This window comes from Actinokineospora inagensis DSM 44258 (assembly GCF_000482865.1).
Taxonomy (GTDB): domain Bacteria; phylum Actinomycetota; class Actinomycetes; order Mycobacteriales; family Pseudonocardiaceae; genus Actinokineospora; species Actinokineospora inagensis.
In genome coordinates, this window is record NZ_AXWW01000032.1 from 1 (window position 1) to 17,659 (window position 17,659).

15 protein-coding genes are annotated in these 17,659 nt (G+C 66.4%); 7 read left to right on the plus strand and 8 right to left on the minus strand.

The window, feature by feature from the left end; all coding sequences use genetic code 11:
* The coding region (locus tag H504_RS41980) for a hypothetical protein (RefSeq protein ID WP_035304328.1) at window positions 1–362 on the plus strand (362 nt) is incomplete at its 5' end.
* Between the two features lie 1,044 nt (window positions 363–1,406).
* On the opposite strand, the gene H504_RS0113990 is transcribed toward H504_RS41980, so the two are convergent.
* The 4 genes from H504_RS0113990 to H504_RS0114005 form a co-directional block, all read right to left on the minus strand.
* Entirely contained in the window at window positions 1,407–1,898 is a 492-nt protein-coding gene (locus H504_RS0113990; protein ID WP_026423295.1) for an NUDIX hydrolase, read from the minus strand.
* A 64-nt stretch (window positions 1,899–1,962) separates the two neighbouring features.
* Entirely contained in the window at window positions 1,963–2,802 is an 840-nt protein-coding gene (locus tag H504_RS0113995) for an endonuclease/exonuclease/phosphatase family protein (protein ID WP_026423296.1), read from the minus strand.
* Complete coding sequence (tmk, locus tag H504_RS0114000; protein ID WP_026423297.1) at window positions 2,793–3,431, minus strand: dTMP kinase; 639 nt, start codon at window positions 3,429–3,431, stop codon at window positions 2,793–2,795. The genes H504_RS0113995 and tmk overlap by 10 nt, the downstream gene beginning before the upstream one ends.
* Window positions 3,428–4,540, minus strand: a complete 1,113-nt coding sequence (locus tag H504_RS0114005; protein WP_026423298.1) for a radical SAM protein — start codon at window positions 4,538–4,540, stop codon at window positions 3,428–3,430. Before H504_RS0114005 ends, tmk begins: the two co-directional genes overlap by 4 nt.
* A gap of 188 nt (window positions 4,541–4,728) precedes the next feature.
* On the opposite strand from H504_RS0114005, the gene H504_RS34940 reads away from it, so the two are divergent.
* Window positions 4,729–5,841, plus strand: coding sequence for a LysR family transcriptional regulator (locus H504_RS34940; RefSeq protein WP_084467679.1), 1,113 nt, complete (start codon window positions 4,729–4,731; stop codon window positions 5,839–5,841).
* Between the two features lie 115 nt (window positions 5,842–5,956).
* Here the strand turns inward: H504_RS34940 and H504_RS42400 are convergent, their stop codons facing one another.
* Window positions 5,957–6,238 (minus strand): endonuclease domain-containing protein, encoded by a 282-nt coding sequence (locus H504_RS42400; RefSeq protein ID WP_035304329.1) that lies wholly within the window; start codon window positions 6,236–6,238, stop codon window positions 5,957–5,959.
* A gap of 810 nt (window positions 6,239–7,048) precedes the next feature.
* Here H504_RS42400 and H504_RS34950 point away from each other — a divergent pair.
* Complete coding sequence (locus H504_RS34950; protein ID WP_245614244.1) at window positions 7,049–9,469, plus strand: tetratricopeptide repeat protein; 2,421 nt, start codon at window positions 7,049–7,051, stop codon at window positions 9,467–9,469.
* Window positions 9,470–9,618: 149 nt separating this feature from the next.
* Window positions 9,619–10,242: a hypothetical protein gene (locus H504_RS0114025; protein ID WP_157440392.1), complete on the plus strand. Its 624-nt coding sequence runs from the start codon at window positions 9,619–9,621 to the stop codon at window positions 10,240–10,242.
* Between the two features lie 690 nt (window positions 10,243–10,932).
* Here H504_RS0114025 and H504_RS0114030 read toward each other — a convergent pair.
* Complete coding sequence (locus tag H504_RS0114030; protein WP_026423300.1) at window positions 10,933–11,247, minus strand: hypothetical protein; 315 nt, start codon at window positions 11,245–11,247, stop codon at window positions 10,933–10,935.
* A 216-nt stretch (window positions 11,248–11,463) separates the two neighbouring features.
* On the opposite strand from H504_RS0114030, the gene H504_RS0114035 reads away from it, so the two are divergent.
* The 3 genes from H504_RS0114035 to H504_RS43625 all read left to right on the plus strand — a co-directional run bounded on the left by H504_RS0114035 (window position 11,464) and on the right by H504_RS43625 (window position 14,652).
* Entirely contained in the window at window positions 11,464–13,209 is a 1,746-nt protein-coding gene (locus H504_RS0114035) for a sensor histidine kinase (RefSeq protein WP_084467685.1), read from the plus strand.
* The gene (locus tag H504_RS34955) at window positions 13,200–13,895 is read left to right on the plus strand and encodes a response regulator transcription factor (protein ID WP_051385825.1); all 696 of its coding nucleotides are present in this window, start codon (window positions 13,200–13,202) and stop codon (window positions 13,893–13,895) included. Before H504_RS0114035 ends, H504_RS34955 begins: the two co-directional genes overlap by 10 nt.
* Before the next feature lie 628 nt (window positions 13,896–14,523).
* Window positions 14,524–14,652: a hypothetical protein gene (locus H504_RS43625; RefSeq protein WP_281173622.1), complete on the plus strand. Its 129-nt coding sequence runs from the start codon at window positions 14,524–14,526 to the stop codon at window positions 14,650–14,652.
* A gap of 127 nt (window positions 14,653–14,779) precedes the next feature.
* Here H504_RS43625 and H504_RS0114045 read toward each other — a convergent pair whose 3' ends face one another.
* Both H504_RS0114045 and H504_RS0114050 read right to left on the minus strand, forming a co-directional pair.
* Window positions 14,780–16,213 carry an argonaute/piwi family protein gene (locus H504_RS0114045; RefSeq protein ID WP_026423302.1) on the minus strand — a complete coding sequence of 478 codons (1,434 nt, stop codon included), beginning with the start codon at window positions 16,211–16,213 and terminating at the stop codon, window positions 14,780–14,782.
* Complete coding sequence (locus H504_RS0114050; RefSeq protein ID WP_084467687.1) at window positions 16,210–17,619, minus strand: DUF4365 domain-containing protein; 1,410 nt, start codon at window positions 17,617–17,619, stop codon at window positions 16,210–16,212. Before H504_RS0114050 ends, H504_RS0114045 begins: the two co-directional genes overlap by 4 nt.
* Window positions 17,620–17,659: the final 40 nt, after the last annotated feature.

Consider the following 17,659-nt stretch of genomic DNA (forward strand, 5'->3'; position numbering starts at 1 on the left):
GCTACGGACTGCCCACCCCCGAGAAAATCACCCTCCGCCTGCGAGCAGGAGTCGACCCCACCGACGACCAGGTCGCCGTACACGTCCAGGTGGACACACTCGCCGCCATGGCCACCACCGTCCTGCACTGGCACAAAACCTTCGCCCAGGCCAACATCGACATCGTCGGAGGCGACAACCACAAGGGACCGGAAATCACCGTCCGCGGCATCCCCCTCGGTAGCCTGCTCCTCATCGACGTACTCGCCCACCCCACCACACGCGAATGCTCGACCATCCGCGGACACGTGCTCCACGGCAACGACGCACTCCACTGGCCCCACCAAGCCGCCGCCGGCGCCATCAACACACCCAGCACATAACACCCACCAGCCACCAAGGCCACCGACCGACATCGCGCTCCACCACCCCGAACACACGCCCCCCACTCACCCGGTGCCGGCGCGACGTTCACACCGGCGTCACCACCACCAGGAAGGCCACACCCATGCACAACCCCGAAATCGACCTCTACGCCAAATCGTCGGGAACTGCGCACTGACCCCCCACACCGCCGAGTTCACCATCGGCACCAGAAACGGCAACCTCATCCACCTCACCATCGACCACGACCGAATCCACGAACTCATCACCCAGGCCACCCACGCCCTCAACCAACTCAACCAGCGGCAGGACAACCGAGCCAACCCCGCCCCCACACCGGTGGCCTGACCAGCCGCAAGACCTCTGCCGGTCGAGGACCCACCACGACCCCGACCGGCAGAAACCCACACCGCCCACTCCCACGAACACACCGGTCAAGGCCGACAATCACAATCGACCGCCGCCGCGAGTCAATGTCGTCGCCTCCGGGGCATCCACACGACAAGCAGCCCGCTGCTGGGTTCCTGCGGTGCTCACCAAGGTCGCAGGTAGGGACGCCCACTCAAGCACTGTGACCGTGGAGCCGTTGCCACCACCCCAACAGGCGGCCAGCACGTGGGACACGAGCGGCTCCCACGAATTCGCGAAGAACACCACCCGGACCGGGCAACCGGCCCCTTTCACACACACCAGCGGACGCAGCGGCCTCGGGCACCGTGGGAAGGCGCTCTGACGTCTCCATCTCCGGCCACCGGTAATGACCGGTCACGACGTCTGCCTCCTCCAGGACATTGATGCCGTAGTTCAACACCTGTCCTCGCGGCCCGCGGCGCAACTGGGCCAGCACGCCATCAAGTATTCAGGCGAGCAGTTGTCGTAGGCGTCGCGGGTGATCGCGGCACCGATATCACCCGGTTGGGTGTCCTGCCTCCGCGCGGCGCGCCTACGACGCCGCTGACGGTGGCGGCTCCTGCCGCGACGCCATCATCGAGGCTGGACGTCCAGCACCGCCACGTTCAGGTTCCCGACGGCAGTGGGGCCGGTTAGTCGGCGAGTGTCAGTGGTTCTGGGCTGAACTGGTGGGTGAGGAGGTCGTGTAGGAGGGTGGGCAGTGTGGGGGGTAGGAGTTTGTCGTGGCAGTGGCGGAGTTCCTGGAGTGGCCACCAGCGGCGTTCGATGAGCCCGGTCTTCTCGTTGGCTGTGGGTGTGGGTGTTGTCTGGGGTGTTGTGGTGGGGGTTCGGGCGAGGAAGACGTGTTCGATGCGGTGGTGGTCGCGGCCTTTGTAGTGGAAGCGGGTTTCGCGTGTCCAGAGTTTGCGGCCGAGGTGCGTGAGGAGGATTCCGGTTTCCTCGGCGAGTTCTCGGCGTGCCGCGGTGTGGAGATCTTCGCCGTGGTCGAGGCCGCCGCCGGGGAGTTCCCACCAGTGGTGGTCGGGGTCGGTGGGGTCGAGGGCATGGATGAGCAGGACGCGGTCGGTGGGGTCCAGTAGGAGGACGCGGGCGCCGATGCGGGGTGTTGTGGTGCGGGTGGGCATGGCGTGGGCTGGTCCTCGCGGTCCGCTGGCGGGCGTGGTGTGCCTGCCGGACCGTGGTGGGGGTTCAGAACAGGGTCGGTTCCGGCTCGGCGAGTGTGGCCGCCGTGGCGGGATCGGACGTTAGCAGGCGTGTGGTGGCGGTCAGGGCCAGGCGCACCGAGAGTGCGGAGTGGTCGGTGAGTCGCGTGCCATCGGAGGCGAGTGTCCTGGTCTCGTGGAGGTAGTCGCACGCGAGCAGCGCGTCGGCCAGTGCGTGTGTGCCATGGGCGTGGTCGTAGCGGTAGCCCAATTCGGGTCGACGTGCCCAACTGTGTTCGACCTCGTGTGGGTGAACGTGCCGGAACAGGTCGCGTAGGCCGTGGCGGTGGGTGAGGTCGGCGTAGAAGTCGTGCTCGAATGGAGCGAATTGGCCCCGGTGTGGGGGTTGGTGGTGCGGTTCGAGGACGTTGAGGTCCCCGAGCAACAGCAGCGGAGCAGTACCCGCTGTGCTGGTCAGAGCCTGGGTGAAGTGCCGGATCCACTTCTTCTTGCGTTCGGTCTTCTCGGCGCCGGCATCTCGTGAGGGCACATAGGCGCCGATCACGCGCAGAGGCCCGTCCGTGGTGTCGATGATGACGCCGGTGGCGCGTGCGGGCAGGTAGTCGAGCGCGGCGTTGAGCGGGTCCGGGGTGGTCGGGAGTGTGCTGGCGATCATCACGCCGAGCTCGCCGGGGCCGTGGGTGGGGAAGGTGACCGCGTATCCGGCGGTGGTGAACGCCTCGGCGAGGTAGTGGCTGCCCGCGGTGGCTTTGGTCTCGGTGAGCACCAGGACGTCGTCAGACCGGTGGGTGAGCCAGCGCAGTTGGCGTTGGGCGCGGTCGAGGGAGGGGGCGCCGACGTTGACGGTGATCAGGCTCAGGGGCATGCCGCGCTCTTCTCGGTCAGGGCGTGGTGGACGAGGGACACGATGGCCGCGGCGATTGTCTCCGGTGGGTCGGTGGTGGCCTCCACCGAGGTGACCGACCAGTCCCGTTCGCGCAGGTTGTCGATGGCTCGGAGATAGCACCGGACCTCGCGGAGGCTGTTGTCCGGAGCGCGTTCGAAGCGGCTGTGGCCGCCGCGTGCCCTGAGGCGGGCGCTGATGACCTGGGCGTCGCCAGTGAGGACGACCGACAGATCAGGCTGGTAGACGCCCTGGTTGAGTTGCCACACCACCTCCGTGGGCACATCGTCGAGCCCTTGGAGGACCAGGGAGGACGCGACATACCGGTCACACACCACCACGGCGCCCTCCACCAGGGCGGGCAGGATCTCGGTATCGAGTTGGTGGTGGCGATCGGCCGCACACAGGCAGGCCAGGGCCATGCCGCGGTAGGTGTCCGTTCCGTGACGTGCCAGCTCACCCAGGCGGGCGCGGGAGGGCTGGGCTGTGGAGTGCACAGGCAGGCCCGAACGCGCGAGCGTCTCGGTGACGAGCCGAGCGGTGGTGGACTTGCCCACACCACCAGGCCCGTCCAACGTGAGTAGCAGGCCGGGAAGCCGAGTGGTGTTCACGCGGACGTCAGCGGCAACAGCCTGCGCCCATCCGCGGGTGCGGTGATCGGGCACTGCTCGGTGTCGACATCGCCGATGCGTCCACCCGCGGCGACGACGGCTGCCGGGCACCCCTTGCCGCAGCCCGAGCCCAGGGAGCACGCCGCGCAGGTCGGGTTGGCGCCGACCCGGTAGCGGTCGTGGAACCGGTAGTCGTCGAGGCGTTGAGCGATGTCGGAATCGGTGAGGATGTTGCCGACGATGAACTCCGTGTCGGCATGTCGAGCACCGGGGGTACGGGCTGCGAACACCAGGTACGGGCACACCGTGACCTCGCCGGGGGTGAACACGTAGATGATCGTGCCCGCCTCGCACCCGGCCAGCGGGCGGCCGGCGGTGTTGGGGAAACGGATGTGCGCGACGTCGAGGTCCGGGCCGTCGAAAGGGGCGGTCAGCTCGAAGATCTCCCGCATGTGCAGGGTGGTCTTGGCCAACCTCGCCCGGGATTTCACGCCGCGGCCCATGCTGCCGAGCGGGTTGAGCAACACATAGCGGGCACCGTGAACGCGGGCAAAGGCACAGAGCCGGGCGTACTCCTCGTTCTGCGCCAACGTGTTCGGCGTGCACAACAACCCCTGCAAGATCCCCACCGCGGCAAGCTTGGCCACGGTGGCGACAGTGACAGCGAAACTTGCCCGGTCACCGCGGAACTTGCCGTGCGACTCGGCCGCGAACCCGTCCAACGACACATTGCAATGCACCCCCAGGGCAGCCAGCGCGCCGATCCGGGCGTCGTCGAGCGCGGTGGCGTTGGTGCACACCCCGACACTCATCCCCGCGGACCGGAACGCGGCCACGATGGCCAGGAACTCCGGATGGATCGACGGCTCGCCACCGGTCAACGTCACCCGCGTGACCCGGGACGCCGCCAACCCGGGGATCACCTTCCCCACAACGTCTTCCAGCGACATCCGCCCACCGATCCTCGTCGCCGAGACGAAACAGTGCGCACAGCGCAAATTACAGTCCTCGTTGATCTGGACCAGCGCTTTGCGAAACGGCTGCTCCACCGTGGTGCGGAAGTAGCACGACGACGCCACCTCGTCGGTGGCGATGCTGCGAGCGGTCATCGGGAACCTCGCTTCCCCAAGCGGTACACCGAAAGAGCCCGAACGGGCGAAAACCCACATGATGTCCGCTCGGACAGTAGCGCGACCCGCGATGTCTCGGCGAACATCTCTGGGCCACCCCCACGCGAACTGCGGCCAACGACAACCCAACTGTCCCCACGAACATCAACGAACCCGCGGGGAGAACCATGCCTGGCACGGACACCGGCGCGACGGAAACCCTCACGGCGCTACTGGGATGCCCGCCTCACCTGCTCGACCTCAGCCTCGACCAACTCCGCACCCTCGCCGTCGTGCACGCCACTGGCACGGCCCAACGCGCCGCCCGCGCACTCGGACGCGAGCAATCCAGCGTGCAGAAACAACTCGACCACCTCAACAAGACCGCCACCCGACTCGTCGGCGAGGCACTCGTGGTCAAACAAGGCCGCGGCAAGGACTTCCTGTTCACCACCACCGGGGAAGAACTGGTCGCCCTGGCGCACAGCACACTCTCGGACTGGAACAACAGCCTGCACCACAGCCGACGACGACTCGGATCCACCGTCACCTTCGGCACCACCGAGTTCACCGTCCAGTTCCTCGGCGCCATCTGGCCCACACTCCGCCACGACTTCGAAGCCCGCGGCATCCACCTCACCATCGAACACGTCCGCACCCGCGACCTCTGGCGCACCCTCGACAGCAAGAAAGTCGACATCGTCTGCGGCAGCCTCGCCGCCCCACCCAACCAAACCCCCACCCACGACTACGACTTCCTCGAATGGCACCGAGAACACGTCGCCATCCTCACCAACCTCACCACCCGAGAACTCCCCGACACCCCCATCACCGCCACCCAACTACCCACCCTCCCCCTCCTCACCCCCACCGCAGGACTCCTCGCCGACTTCCTCACCCACTGGTACGGCCCCGACCACCACTCCACCCTCAACGTCATCGCCACCATCGACTCCCTCAACTACGGCCTCAACCTCCTCACCACCCACCTCCTCCACGGCTGCCTCCTCACCACCGACCGCGTCGCCGACGCCGCCCTCGACGGCCGCCTCCCCGGCCAAGGCCTCCGCAAACTCACCCTCGCCAACGACTACCACCCCCACCTCGAAATCGTCACCGGCATCCTCACCCGCAAACACGAACGCGACCACTACACCCCCGACCACCCTGCGCGTGCCGAAAACTACGTCCGCGCAGTTCAGGAGGCGTGTCGGTACTCGTGGATGACTCCGCCGATTCGGTCCAGTCGGCGTACGGTGAGGCGTTCGGGCCGAGGACAGCTTGGGCGGTGGCTTTGCTGACGGTGGCGGAGTCGCAGCCAGCGGTCTTTGCTGTTCGCCCCGCGGTGCCGTCGCTTCAGCCGAGACCGCCGCCGGGCTGTTAGGCTGCGACGATGCACAGCGGCGCATGAGACAGCTACCGGCCTTTGGGGAATGGGTCGAAGCCCATCAGCTCTATTCTGTCCTTATTCCACGAGCTTGCCTTGGTCGCGTCGGGGTGCCGGATGCCGAGATGCTCCGCGGGTGGGCTGTTGAGGTAGTCGGCCCACCTACACACGGACAGATGCGGGCACTTGTCGATGTTGTTGTTGCAGTGCGTGCACAGGAGCCCGCGGACGGCTCCGGTGAAGTGGTCGTGGTCCACCACCGTGCCGAAGTCGCGGCCGCATGCGTGGCAGGCCGATCCCGCCAGGTCCACCAATGTCGCTCGGATGCGTCCGAGCGGGGTGGATGTGTCGAGATCCGGTGGCCAGGCGGCACGTCCACCGAGGAAGTAGCATCGCACGCTCGCCGAGACATGTGCGGGATCGACTTCCTTATCCTGGAATTGAACCGTCCAGGTGACTTCTCGTGTCCGTTCGGAGTAGGCCCTTCCTGATCCCAGGGTGTGTCGAAGTTGCCGAGCCCGCGGCGGCGGCGTGGAGGAAGCTCCCGATAGTGGGTTCCATCGGTGTACCAGCGGAATCGACGGGTGTGGACGTTGTCGAGCGGTAAGAGGGCCGGAGTCAGCAAGTCCGGCTTGCGACCGCCCGAGCACAACGGAAACGTGCCCTCGAGCAGGTGGTAGCGCCCGTCATCACCCAACACCGCCCGGAGTGCCATACCGCCCCACCGGCGCCTACGCAGAGAACACTCGGTTCCAATGGCGTCGCGGACATGGCGGTCGACCGCGTCGTGGTCCAGCTTCAACGCCATCCTCGACAGGAGGTTCCTCCTCCGTCCTTCCGGCCATTCATCAAGCCCAACTGAGTTCGCCACGCGTTCACGCTATCGCGGCGAACACGCCGCGATAGCGCCGTTCACCGTGGCGAGCGCGCGTAGCGTCCAGTGCTTCGCCCCACAGGATAAGGTCCAGCTTGTGTCCTTGGATGACTCCGCACGCGAAGGTGCCGACAGACTCGACCCCGCCTCCGATTCGGCGGAGGACCGGGCGGTGACGGAGCCGAGGCAAGACTCGCTGCGGAGCGGCGTGGTCAACTCGGTGATGGGCGAGGTGTCCGGGTTGCTGGTGCAGGCGGGGCGAATCGAGGGCGGGGTACACCAGCATCACCACGCGGCAGCCAGGGCGACGGTGAGTTTTCCTCACCGAGCGGGTCCACTTCCCCTGCGAGCGGCGTCGTTCCAGCGCCGTGCGCTGTCGGAATCTCTTGCCCCGCTCGTGGACACCATCGTGTTGTCGGGGATGGGGGGCACGGGCAAAACCCAACTCGCGGCCGAGTATGCCGAACGTGCGTGGACGGCTGGTGAGATCGACCTTCTGGTGTGGGTCAGCGCGGGGACGCGGGACGCGGTGATCTCCAGCTACGCGCGTGTCGCAGCCGATGTGACAGGCGTCGAGGACGCCCGTCCGGACGACGGAGCGCGACGGTTCCTCGACTGGTTGGCCAGCACGTCGATGCGATGGTTGGTCGTCCTCGACGATGTCCGGACACCGGCAGACCTCGTGGAGCTATGGCCCGCATCCTCCACGACGGGGCAAGTGGTGGTGACGACCCGGCGTCGCGACGCCGCGCTGCAGGCCCAAGGCCGGGTCTTCGAGGTGGAGCCGTTCACGAGCGCGGAAGCGGAGGCGTATCTGGCCAGTGTCGTGGAGGGGCGACGGCATCTGTTGGACGGCAGCATTGATCTGGCCACAGCCTTGGGATGCTTGCCGCTGGCGCTGGCTCAGGCCGCCACGTACATGCTCGATCGAGAACTGTCCTGCACCGCCTACATGAGACGGTTGGCCGATCATCGAGTACGACTGGCAGCCGTGTTGCCAGAAAGGGAGGCCCTGCCGGACGCGCATCAAGTGACCGTCGCCGCGACATGGTCGCTGTCCATCGAGCTCGCCGACCGACTCGCACCCGTTGGCCTGGCGAGTCCTCTGCTGGACGTGGCTGCGCTTCTGAGCCCCGACGGGATTCCGGTGGGCCTGTTCAGGGCGCCGAGCGTGGTCAGCTACCTGGGTGAGCGGGCCGGACGGGCCGTCAATGGTCAGGATGTCCAGGATGGTCTGCGGTGCTTGCATCGGGTCAGTCTGGTCATCTTGGACGGGCCGGTCGTACGAGTCCACGGTTTGGTGCAGCGAGCCGCGCGAGACGACGTGACCCCGGACAAGCTCCAGACGCTGGCACGCGCGACGGCCGACGGGCTCCTGCACTTGTGGCCAGACGTCGTGCGGAACTCGCCGCTCACCCAGGTACTCCGGGCGAACACCGACGCCCTGGCGACCAACTGCGACGACCACCTCTGGCACGACGGTGCGCACGAGGTGCTGTTTCGGGCAGCGAGCAGCCTCGGCGCGACCGGCATGGTCACCTCCGCGGTCAGCCGATTTCGCTCGTTGCACTCCGCCGCGAATCACCGCCTGGGACCTGACCACGCCGACACCTTGACGACGCGCTCCGAGGCCGCCCACTGGCAAGGGGAGACCGGCGACAGCACCGGCACGGTGCGCGCGTTGACGGAGCTGCTCTCCGACCGGACACGAGTCCTGGGACCAGACCACCCCGACGTATTGACGACCCGCAACGACCTGGCCCATTGGCAAGCCCGCGCAGGCAACGTGCACGACGCGATCCGTACTGCCCAGGAGCTGGTGCTCGACCAGACCAGGCTGCTCGGAGCCAACGCCCACGCCACCCTGGTCACCCGCGCCAACCTCACCACCTGGCTGCGGCACACAGAGCAGCAGGCGCAGGTGCACGACACATTCGAGGATCTGCTCGCTGACCTGCTGCGAGTCCTGGGAACCGATCATGAACTCACACTGAAGACCCGAGCCAACCACGCCATCACACTGGCCGAGTCGGATGACCCGTCCCGAGCGATCCCCGTGTTCGACGAACTGCTGCCCGACCTCGTGCGAGTCCTCGGGCCAGACCACCCCACCACCCTCGACGGCCAACTGGCCGCAGCCGCCGCACGAGGACACGCAGGAGACCCGGCCGGTGCCACCGCGGCGTTCGAGGACATGCTGGTCGACCACCTTCGAGTGCTCGGTCCCGACCACCCCAAGACACTGATGACCCGACACAACATCGCTCATTGGACAGCCGAGGCAGGCGACCCGACGAAGGCCACACAGGCACTCGATGACTTGCTACCCGACATGCTGAGAGTTCTCGGCGCGGACCACCCCTACACACTGGCCTGCCGCTACGCGCTGGCCACCGTACGCGGGCAGGCAGGCGACCCGAACGGCGCCATCGCGGCGTTCCAGGAACTCCTCCAGGACCAAGAGCGCGTCTTCAGCGCCGACCACCCGCAGACCCTCGACATCCGCGGCACCATCGCCATCTGGCGCAACGAGGCAGGCGACTTGACGGGAGCCATAGCCGCCCTGGAAGCCCTGCAACCCGACCAACAGCGCGTTCTCGGACCTGAACACCCCACCACGCTCATCACCCGCGAAGCCATCGACATGTGGCGAGCTCTGTTTGGATGACCGCTTCTCCAGCACGTGCAGAGACCGCTCGCCTGCCCCGCACGCGCGGCTCCATGAAGTGTCGGCACCGTCATCTACTCTGGTCGCCTACCCGATGGTCCGAGGCGAAGGAGCAGGCAGGTGACAATCGCGCGGTTCGACGCCGCAGCATGGCTACCGCAGCCCACCTCCCCGAAACCCACCAGGCGGGGTGGCAACTGGTATCGCACTGGCTAGAAGCACAACAGCGGCGAATCGGCGCACCGGCCGTGCTGTTCACCGACGAACTACGAATCGGTTCCGACGGTTTGCTGGACACCTTCACCCGCGGCACCACCCACTTCAGCCTCCGCAGCGCCGGCCCACCGACCCCGGGACCCGTTCTGGCGTACCGCCCGACCTTTAAGGCACTGCGCGCAGCCCAGCGGATGGCAACGTCGGCCATCTGCGTGTGGGAACTCGGAGACACACCGATCCGGGGCTGGGCAGGCCAGGTCGGAGCGATCGACCTGACCACCGGGCTTCCCACCCCGGCGGACCAAGCTGTGCAAGAACACCTCGACGACTTGGTGTTCGCAGGCAACAACGGCTACGCCGACAAGCCCGGCCTCCGCGACGCCCGCCGCATCCTCACCGAACTACACGACCTCGGCCTGCCCACCGACACCATCCCCAGCAGCCTCGCCGCCCACACAGACCTCTCCACCGAAGCGATAAAGCGCATCGCCGCACTCCTCACCTCCCTGCCCCGCCCACCCCTCCAGCCCTACCAAGCCGACCTGGACCAACTGTGACTTTGTCCGGCCCCCGTGAAGCCGCATCCAGTCGGGAGCACGATGGGGAGCAAGAATGCGCTCAGAACAGCCGTGAGCGGCACTTGACAAAATTGAACGAACTCGTGTTGACCTGCGGAAACACCAATTCCGCAGGTCAACACGATATGCCGTACATAGTTCACACATAAAGGCTCTTTAAGCAGCGCTCAACGACATGCAACAGCATCCAGCAGAAGGTCAAATGCGTCGTACGGCTAGCTCGGGAGCCGCAGGTCGGTGAGCACTCATCTATCACCAGTCTCGAACGCCGCAGACAACATCCCAGCAGCCGCAAAACCCACCGACACCCAGTCATTACCCCCCATCTGGGCACACCAGGCCCAACCTGACAGCTCACCCCGCAGGCCCGAGTTATCGAGCCGAGTTTTGGAGCCCCATATGCTGGCCAGCAGAGAGATCCTTACGAACAGCCAGATTAGGGTCAAGCACCGGGCAGATCCGGATCAGTGCTGCGGGCAGCCTGCTCAGTTGCGACCATTCCACGGTTGCGACCGCAAGGCTGCTCGGCAACCCGGCTCAGTTCGAGTCGAGCTGGCATCGCTTCCTCCGATGACGCAGTCCCCGGCTGTAGCATACCGGGGACCGCGTCACGGGCCGAAGGACGACGCGCCTGTGCTCACATCACCGTTGGCGCCGGTTTGAACGGCCTCAGCAGGGCTTGATGTCGCGGACCGCGGCCCAGCCCGCGATGATGCGCGTGGCCGAGATGGTGTCTCCGGCGCCGATGGTGTGACACGGGCCGTCCGTGGTTCCGGCGATGTCGAGCTTGCGCTTGACCGTGTAGGAGTGGCAGTTGCGGATCGTGTAGTAGACGATTTTCAGTGGACCGCCAGGCACGTCGCCCACCGAGTAGCTCAATCCGCACGGAGCGGCGGCAGCCGCTTCCGACGCGCCCAGGACGGCCATTCCGGATGTCAGCAGTGCGATCGTGGCCGCCGAGGCGGCGAGACGCTTGGAGAGCATCGTCGTGTTATGCCTTTCTTACTGAAGAATCGGACGATCGTTTCGTGGTACGACGATATCGACTGCAGTGTCGAGGCACAGTCGAACAAGTCGCAGGTTCTCGTACGAATTCCACGGGTCAGCCGGTAACGCGCCTGCTCAGCACTCGATGGGTAGATCACCCAAAGCCGCACCCGACCCGGGACATCGGGGGGGTCGAGGTGCAACGATAGCGCCATGCCTGTGCCGCGCTCCTGGTCATCGCCGGTGAACGTGGCGATCGCGCGCCTGCTCGGCCGTCGTGCCAAGGTCAACCTGTTACTGCTTGTGCTGGTCGCGGTCGCCGTGTCGGTGCTGTGCGCGTGGCCGCTGTGGAAGCGGGCGCCAGGCTTCGCGCTGGTTCCGGTGTTCGTCTCGGTGTCGTTCTGCGGGTCGCTGCTCGTCCTCAACGACGAGCTGGGCCGGGGCCGCGGCGGCGCCACCTCGATCCTCTTGGTGGTCGCCGGGCTTGTCTGGCCCACCAACTACCTTTACGAGTGGGGCACGCCCCTGACCATCCACCTGTCCATGATCGGCAGCACGGTCTTCTGGTGGGTAAGCGCGTGCGCCTGCCTGATGTACCCCCAGCAACGCCTGGAGGGCTTGGAACGCGGATACCTGGTGGTGCAGGGCCTGTGCCTCGGCGGCCCCGAGATCTACCTGGTTCTCACCGGGGAGACCTACGACGCGCTGCCCTACTTCGAGTACGTCGCCCTGGGTTTCGGCATCGGGTTCCTCGGCGTCATGTCGATCCGCTACCGTCGGTACAAGGGCGTGGCCCGGAAAACGCTGATCCCGGTATTGATATCCGGTGTCGCGCTCGCGCTGACCGGCGCCTTTTCGTGGTTTCTGCTGCTGTCCAGCGGAATCTACACCCCGCGCGTCGATCAAGGCTTGGTTGACCTGGTGTTCTGCGTCCAGGGGTGTCTGCTCGTCGTCGCGGCACCCATCGGATTGGTGGTCGGCGGTCTCCGACGGAGGTTCATCCAGGCGGCGGTCGCCGATGCCCTCGCGCGGCTTCCCCCGGACGCGCCGCCCGAGGTCCTGCGGGAAGCCCTGCGCCGCGCGCTGCGCGACGACCGACTGGACATCCTTTACCGCTCGCCCAACCAGGGCGTCTACGTCAATTCGGACGGCCACACGGTGGAACCGCCCGAAGAGGACTCGGACAAGGTCGCGATCCAGCTCCACGCGGGCGGGGACCGCGCGATGGCGGTGCTCGTCGCGGACAGGCAACTCGCGGGCGAGGTGGCGCTGTTCGGGGACGCGGTCTCGGCACCGAGGCAACCCGTGCTCGCCGTGTGGTTGCAGGTCCACGAGCGGGCCAACCGGGAACAGCAGCGCGCCCTGTATCGGCGCCTCGAAGAAGAGCGGTGGAAGGAGCGCCAGCGGCTCAGCCGGGATCTGCACGATGGCGTCCAGCAACACCTCTACATCCTGGGGATGTGCCTGGCCCTGGCGGGCGAACAGGTGAAGGACGACGCCGCGGCCGACAGCGTCGAACGGGCGCGAGGCCAGTTGTCCGCCATCCTGCCCGCCTTCCGCGACCTGATCCACGACCTGGCGCCACCGGAGTTGGCCCGCAACGGGTTGGGGTGCGCCATCCACGCCCTCGTCGAACGCCAACCCATCTCCGTCGACCTGCACCTCGGCTCAGCCCGCGCCCCCATCTCCGTTGAGTACATCGCCTACCTCATCATCTGCGAGGCGCTTACCAACATCATCAAGCACGCGGTTGCGAACCAGGTCGTGATCATGACCGCGATACGCGAGAACGGCCTTGAACTCACGATCTCCGACAACGGCATCGGCGGCGCGGACATGAACCGCGGGATAGGACTGGTCAGCCTGCGGGACAGGGTCCAGTCGGTAGGTGGTCGACTGTCGCTGGATTCCCCGCCAGGGTCCGGTACTCTCATCGAAGCGAGGATCCCGTGCGAGTAGCTGTCGCTGATGACATCCCGCTGTTCCGGGAGGGCCTGGTTCTCCTGCTGGAGCGGTTCGGCGTCGAGGTCGTGGCCCAAGCCTGCGATGGCGACGCGATCGTGCGGGAGGTACGGGACCACAAGCCATCTATAGTGATCCTTGACGTCATGATGCCGCCGGGCGATTACGGCGGCCTGACCGCCGCCGAGCGGATCCACGCCGAGAACCCGGAGATCGGTCTACTCCTGCTATCGGGCTTCAACTCGACGCAATTCGCCCTCCGCCTCCTGGCCTGCGACGGCACCGGCGGACGGGGCTACCTCATCAAGGACCGCGTCACTGACCCCACCATCCTGCGCGACGTGCTCAAGACAATCGACGACGGCGGCGTCAGTGTCGACTCCGAAATAGTCAAGCGCGTCATGAACCCGAAGTACCAGCGGGGAATCCTCTCCGCGCTCACATCCCGCGAACTGGAAATCTTGGAGCTCGTCGCGCAGGGCCTGTCGAACAAAGGTATCGCGAAGCAATTTAAGCTAAGCGGGAAGACGGTCGACCGGCACGTATCTAACATCTGCGACAAACTAGGCATCTGCGACGACGAGGAGAACACCAGGCGCTCCATCATCATACTGAAACACTTCCAGGCCAACCACCTCTGCGACACCAGATGCGAATCTCCCTGCACCGCCTACCTTAGATAGCGGGACCATCCAGTCCGGGCACGCGAATACTCGCCAGAGGCTAGCCACGCTACTTCTGAAGGTGGACGGGTCCCGGCCAGGAGGCACAGCCCAGTGTCGGTGGTCGTCGCTAGGGCGATATCCGGGTACGGACGGTTCCCCGGCGAGGACGACGTGAGTACGCGCAACTTGCAGCGAAGCCACCAAGAGCGCCCTCTTCGCGCTCGACACCAATTGTGACCTTCTTCGGCGATCACCCAGAGAAGAAGGTGGTCGAGGGAGAGCAACCCCTTCGCGCCACCGTACACCTCACCAATCAACTGGCCACCGACCGGCAACGTCGGCGCGAGGGACACCGGACGTTCCCACACCACACGACTGCCCGCAGCCTCGATCAACCGCGTACGACCGTAGGACTCGCCGTCGAAGAACGACGACAGCAGAAACCCGCTGTCCAAGCCGACGACGCTTGTCTCGGACGGGTGAGAGTTCGCCTGCCACACCAGTTGCGGAAGCCGACCTGGTGCATACCGGTAGATCTGTGCGGACTCGTCGACCGGCATCACCTGCCCAGCCGTTGCTGACCCCCACGAACCGCACGGGACCCGGCCAGACATCGGTTCTGAGGTTCGGCGGCTTCGCTCCCAGGGTGAGCACGCCGTTCTCCGGGGAGATGAGCACAGCCGTCCCCGCGACCGAGGCCAACCGAGTCTCGCGGGTGTGGAACTCGTTCAACGACGCCTGCCACACCACGGTCAGTGGATCTCCCACCACGTGATCGACAGCCGACAACCCCAGGTCATACGTCGGTACTACCAATACGTCAGTCCGCATCGCCCGACCGTACCAGCAAGATGATCTTGTTTTAGGTAGGCGTTACAACACCGGCTGTTTCACACGGCGGACTACATGTAGAAGGCGTAGCGGCCTTGTGGTCGGTCTTGTGGGCCGAGGTGTCGGAGGATCTGTCCGACTTGGTTGGCGGTACGCAGGGTGATGGGTGGTCGGGCGTCGAGGTGGGTCTGGTTCCAGTTCATCTTGGTCAGCGCGAGCAGTTCTTCGGCGAGATGTTCGGGGCTGGACTCGGTGTCGACCATGCGGAATGGCAGTGGGGTGGGGATGTACATGCCGGGGTAGGTGCCATAGAAGGGGACGCTGCCGCGGGTGTAGAGGACGTGATGGTGGGCGTCGAGGCTGAGCAGGGTGCCGCGCAGGGGCGGGTGCGTCGCGGACCGGAAGAGCCGGACCGGGTCGTGGGTGGGGAACCAGAGCAGCTCGGTGGTGTCGATGTCGACGTCCTCAGCAGCGGCTCGGAAGAACCCCGCGGTCTCCTCGGGGGTGTAGGAGGAGGTCTTGTGCATCACCACGCGCGCGGGCAGGTGGTGGTGTTCCTGGCGGTAGCGGCGGAGGGCATCGGTGAGCAGGCCGTGGGCGTCGCGCTCGGTGAGATGAGGTTGCCGGTCACGGTGGGAGACCTTGGCCGCGGCGCCGCGGACGATGACGCCGTCGCCGCGCTGGTTGAACACCTGGGCGACGCTGGTCTCCAGGGAGGCGAGGTCGCCGCTTCGATAGAAGGTGACACCGACATAGCAGCTGTGGAGGTCGTCGGACTCGCGGGGCAGCCGCCACGGGACCCCACCGGCCTTGTAGTAGAGGGCGGTGTGCAGGTTCCACGCCAGGGTGGCGGCATCCTGCAGGCGCGGTTTGCTCCGGCCGGTCGGGGTGAAGGTGGGGTCCCAGGTGGTGCGGCGGATGATCTGGATGGGCCGGCTGTAGCGCATAGCCGCGGCCTTGAGCACGGCCCGGAAGTCGTCCACCGGCTCACCGGGCCGGGCCTTCTTCCACGGCGAGTCCGGGTCGGGCTCGGGCGCGGAGCGTTCGGGCAGTTGCTCGGGTCGAGCGATGAGCACCACATCACAGGCCGGTTCCTCGTCGAGGACGTCGAGTTCGGTGGCGTAGAGCTCCACCGCGGCCTTCACCGCGGCCTGGGGAGACAGGTCGGCGAGTCGGTTGAGGTCGCGTTCGCGGATGGCTCGTTCCAGCCGGGAGTCCCACACCAGGGTCGAGCGGAACCCGGCGCTGGTGTCGAACCCGGGAAACGGCACGAACAGCCGCCCGAGCCTGCTGTCCTTGGCCGCGATGGGTCGGCGGCAACCGTCCAGCCAGCGACGAAGGCCCTGGATGGAGGCGGGTGTGCCAACGATGCCGACTTTGATGGTGCGCACGGCCGTGTTGGTCGCGTCGGCGGGACCGTAGTCGGCGATCCCGTGTCGTGGGTCGATGTGGCGGGCACCGCCGCTGAACTCGAGCGGCGGTTCGTCCAGGATGGTCAGCTTCACGGTTCCACCTCGAACAAGGCCAGCTCGTCACCGTCCGGCGCGGCAAGGGTCACGATGGCGTCCAGGTCGTCGGCATCGCCAGCGCGGGGGTCGTCGAGCCAGGCGGCGTCGTTGATGGCTCGGTCGGCGGTGAAGCTCACCAACTCGCCGCAGGACAGGATCGTCTCACGCGGGTCGAGGACACCCTGCTCACCGCGCAGGTAGGTCGCCCACATGCCGGTCTGGCCGTGGACGGCGAGGTTCCTGTCGAGCCGCTTGATGCCTGCGAGATGCTCGGAGAGGAACAGCGAGTCGCGGTATCCGTCTCGGGTGTAGTGGTAGGTCGGGGTTAGCGCGCAGTACCACCGGCCCTCCAGTTCCAGGAACTGCCACTGCAGGGCGACGTGCTTGTAGTAGCCGACCGTCTCGGGATCGTTCTTCTTATACCTTGGATGGAACACCAGCCGCTGTCGACCACTCGCGCCGCGGAGGTGACGGGGCGCGAGATCGGGGGTGGCCCGAAAGTAGACGATCTTGCGTCCGCCGTGCCAGGCACAGTCGACGTCCACATCGCACCGAAGAGCAGCGTTGAGCAGTTGAACGAGCCAGCGTTGCCGAGCCGGGTCGGTGGTCCACTCCGCGGTCTCGACGGCGCCGGTGGGGCCAGTGGTGACGTGGCGCAGGGCGGTTTCCTCTGGTGGCAGCCAGGTGTGGACGTGTCCGTTGCGCAGGATGAAGTCGTGACGCAGGGCGGCCGGGTCGCTGTCGCGTTGCCGGGCGAGCACCTCGCGCGGGTCTGTGTACCGGGTCGGAGCGCTGTAGAGCAAGGCGGGGATGGTGACCGGCAGAAGGTTGCTGGTCAGCGCCTCCTCCCGGTACTCCGCGACCGCGACGTGGGCGCGGCCGTGCGGGTCGGCGAGGGTGAGCAGCCTGTGCGCCGCGTCCTGGTCGAAGCGCTGGGTCGCCTTGTCGAAGTCCACCCGGCCAGACGCGCGGTGGTGGGGATCGTCGAACCAGCTCTGGATGTGCGTCCACCACGCCTCACCCGTCTGGGGATGCGAGCAGATCAACAGGACCGGGTTGTCGGCACTCATCCAGTAGTCCACATCCGCCGGTTTGCACAGAAAGTGAAATCCCCGATCCGTCTCCCCCGGGAATGGTCGATCGCTGGCTTTGCTCTGCACGAGGATGATCCTGTTGGCAACCTCGCCGGTCGACGGGTCCCGCAACTCGATCTCCCCGTCGATCCCGGCGTCGAGAGTCCCGGAGCGCTCGTGCCAGACGAACCCCATCCGGTTCACCATCAGGTGAATCAGTGCGACACCACTGTCACCGATGTGCGACCCCACCCCGATCATCTTCCCGCGCACCGCACCATCACGCCCCAGCCTGGAAGCGGACCCTCCGCCCGCAGTGTGATCGACCATCGGCAACCTCCTTCACGATGACCTCGCACGCTACGCCCGA

Coding starts and splice junctions, on each gene's coding strand:
- H504_RS0113990 (WP_026423295.1), bottom strand. CDS start 1,898: ATGCCCACCCGCACCACAACACCCCGCATCGGCGCCCGCGTCCTCCTA.
- H504_RS0113995 (WP_026423296.1), bottom strand. CDS start 2,802: ATGCCCCTGAGCCTGATCACCGTCAACGTCGGCGCCCCCTCCCTCGAC.
- H504_RS0114005 (WP_026423298.1), bottom strand. CDS start 4,540: ATGACCGCTCGCAGCATCGCCACCGACGAGGTGGCGTCGTCGTGCTAC.
- H504_RS34940 (WP_084467679.1), top strand. CDS start 4,729: ATGCCTGGCACGGACACCGGCGCGACGGAAACCCTCACGGCGCTACTG.
- H504_RS0114025 (WP_157440392.1), top strand. CDS start 9,619: ATGGCTACCGCAGCCCACCTCCCCGAAACCCACCAGGCGGGGTGGCAA.
- H504_RS0114030 (WP_026423300.1), bottom strand. CDS start 11,247: ATGCTCTCCAAGCGTCTCGCCGCCTCGGCGGCCACGATCGCACTGCTG.
- H504_RS0114035 (WP_084467685.1), top strand. CDS start 11,464: ATGCCTGTGCCGCGCTCCTGGTCATCGCCGGTGAACGTGGCGATCGCG.
- H504_RS0114050 (WP_084467687.1), bottom strand. CDS start 17,619: ATGGTCGATCACACTGCGGGCGGAGGGTCCGCTTCCAGGCTGGGGCGT.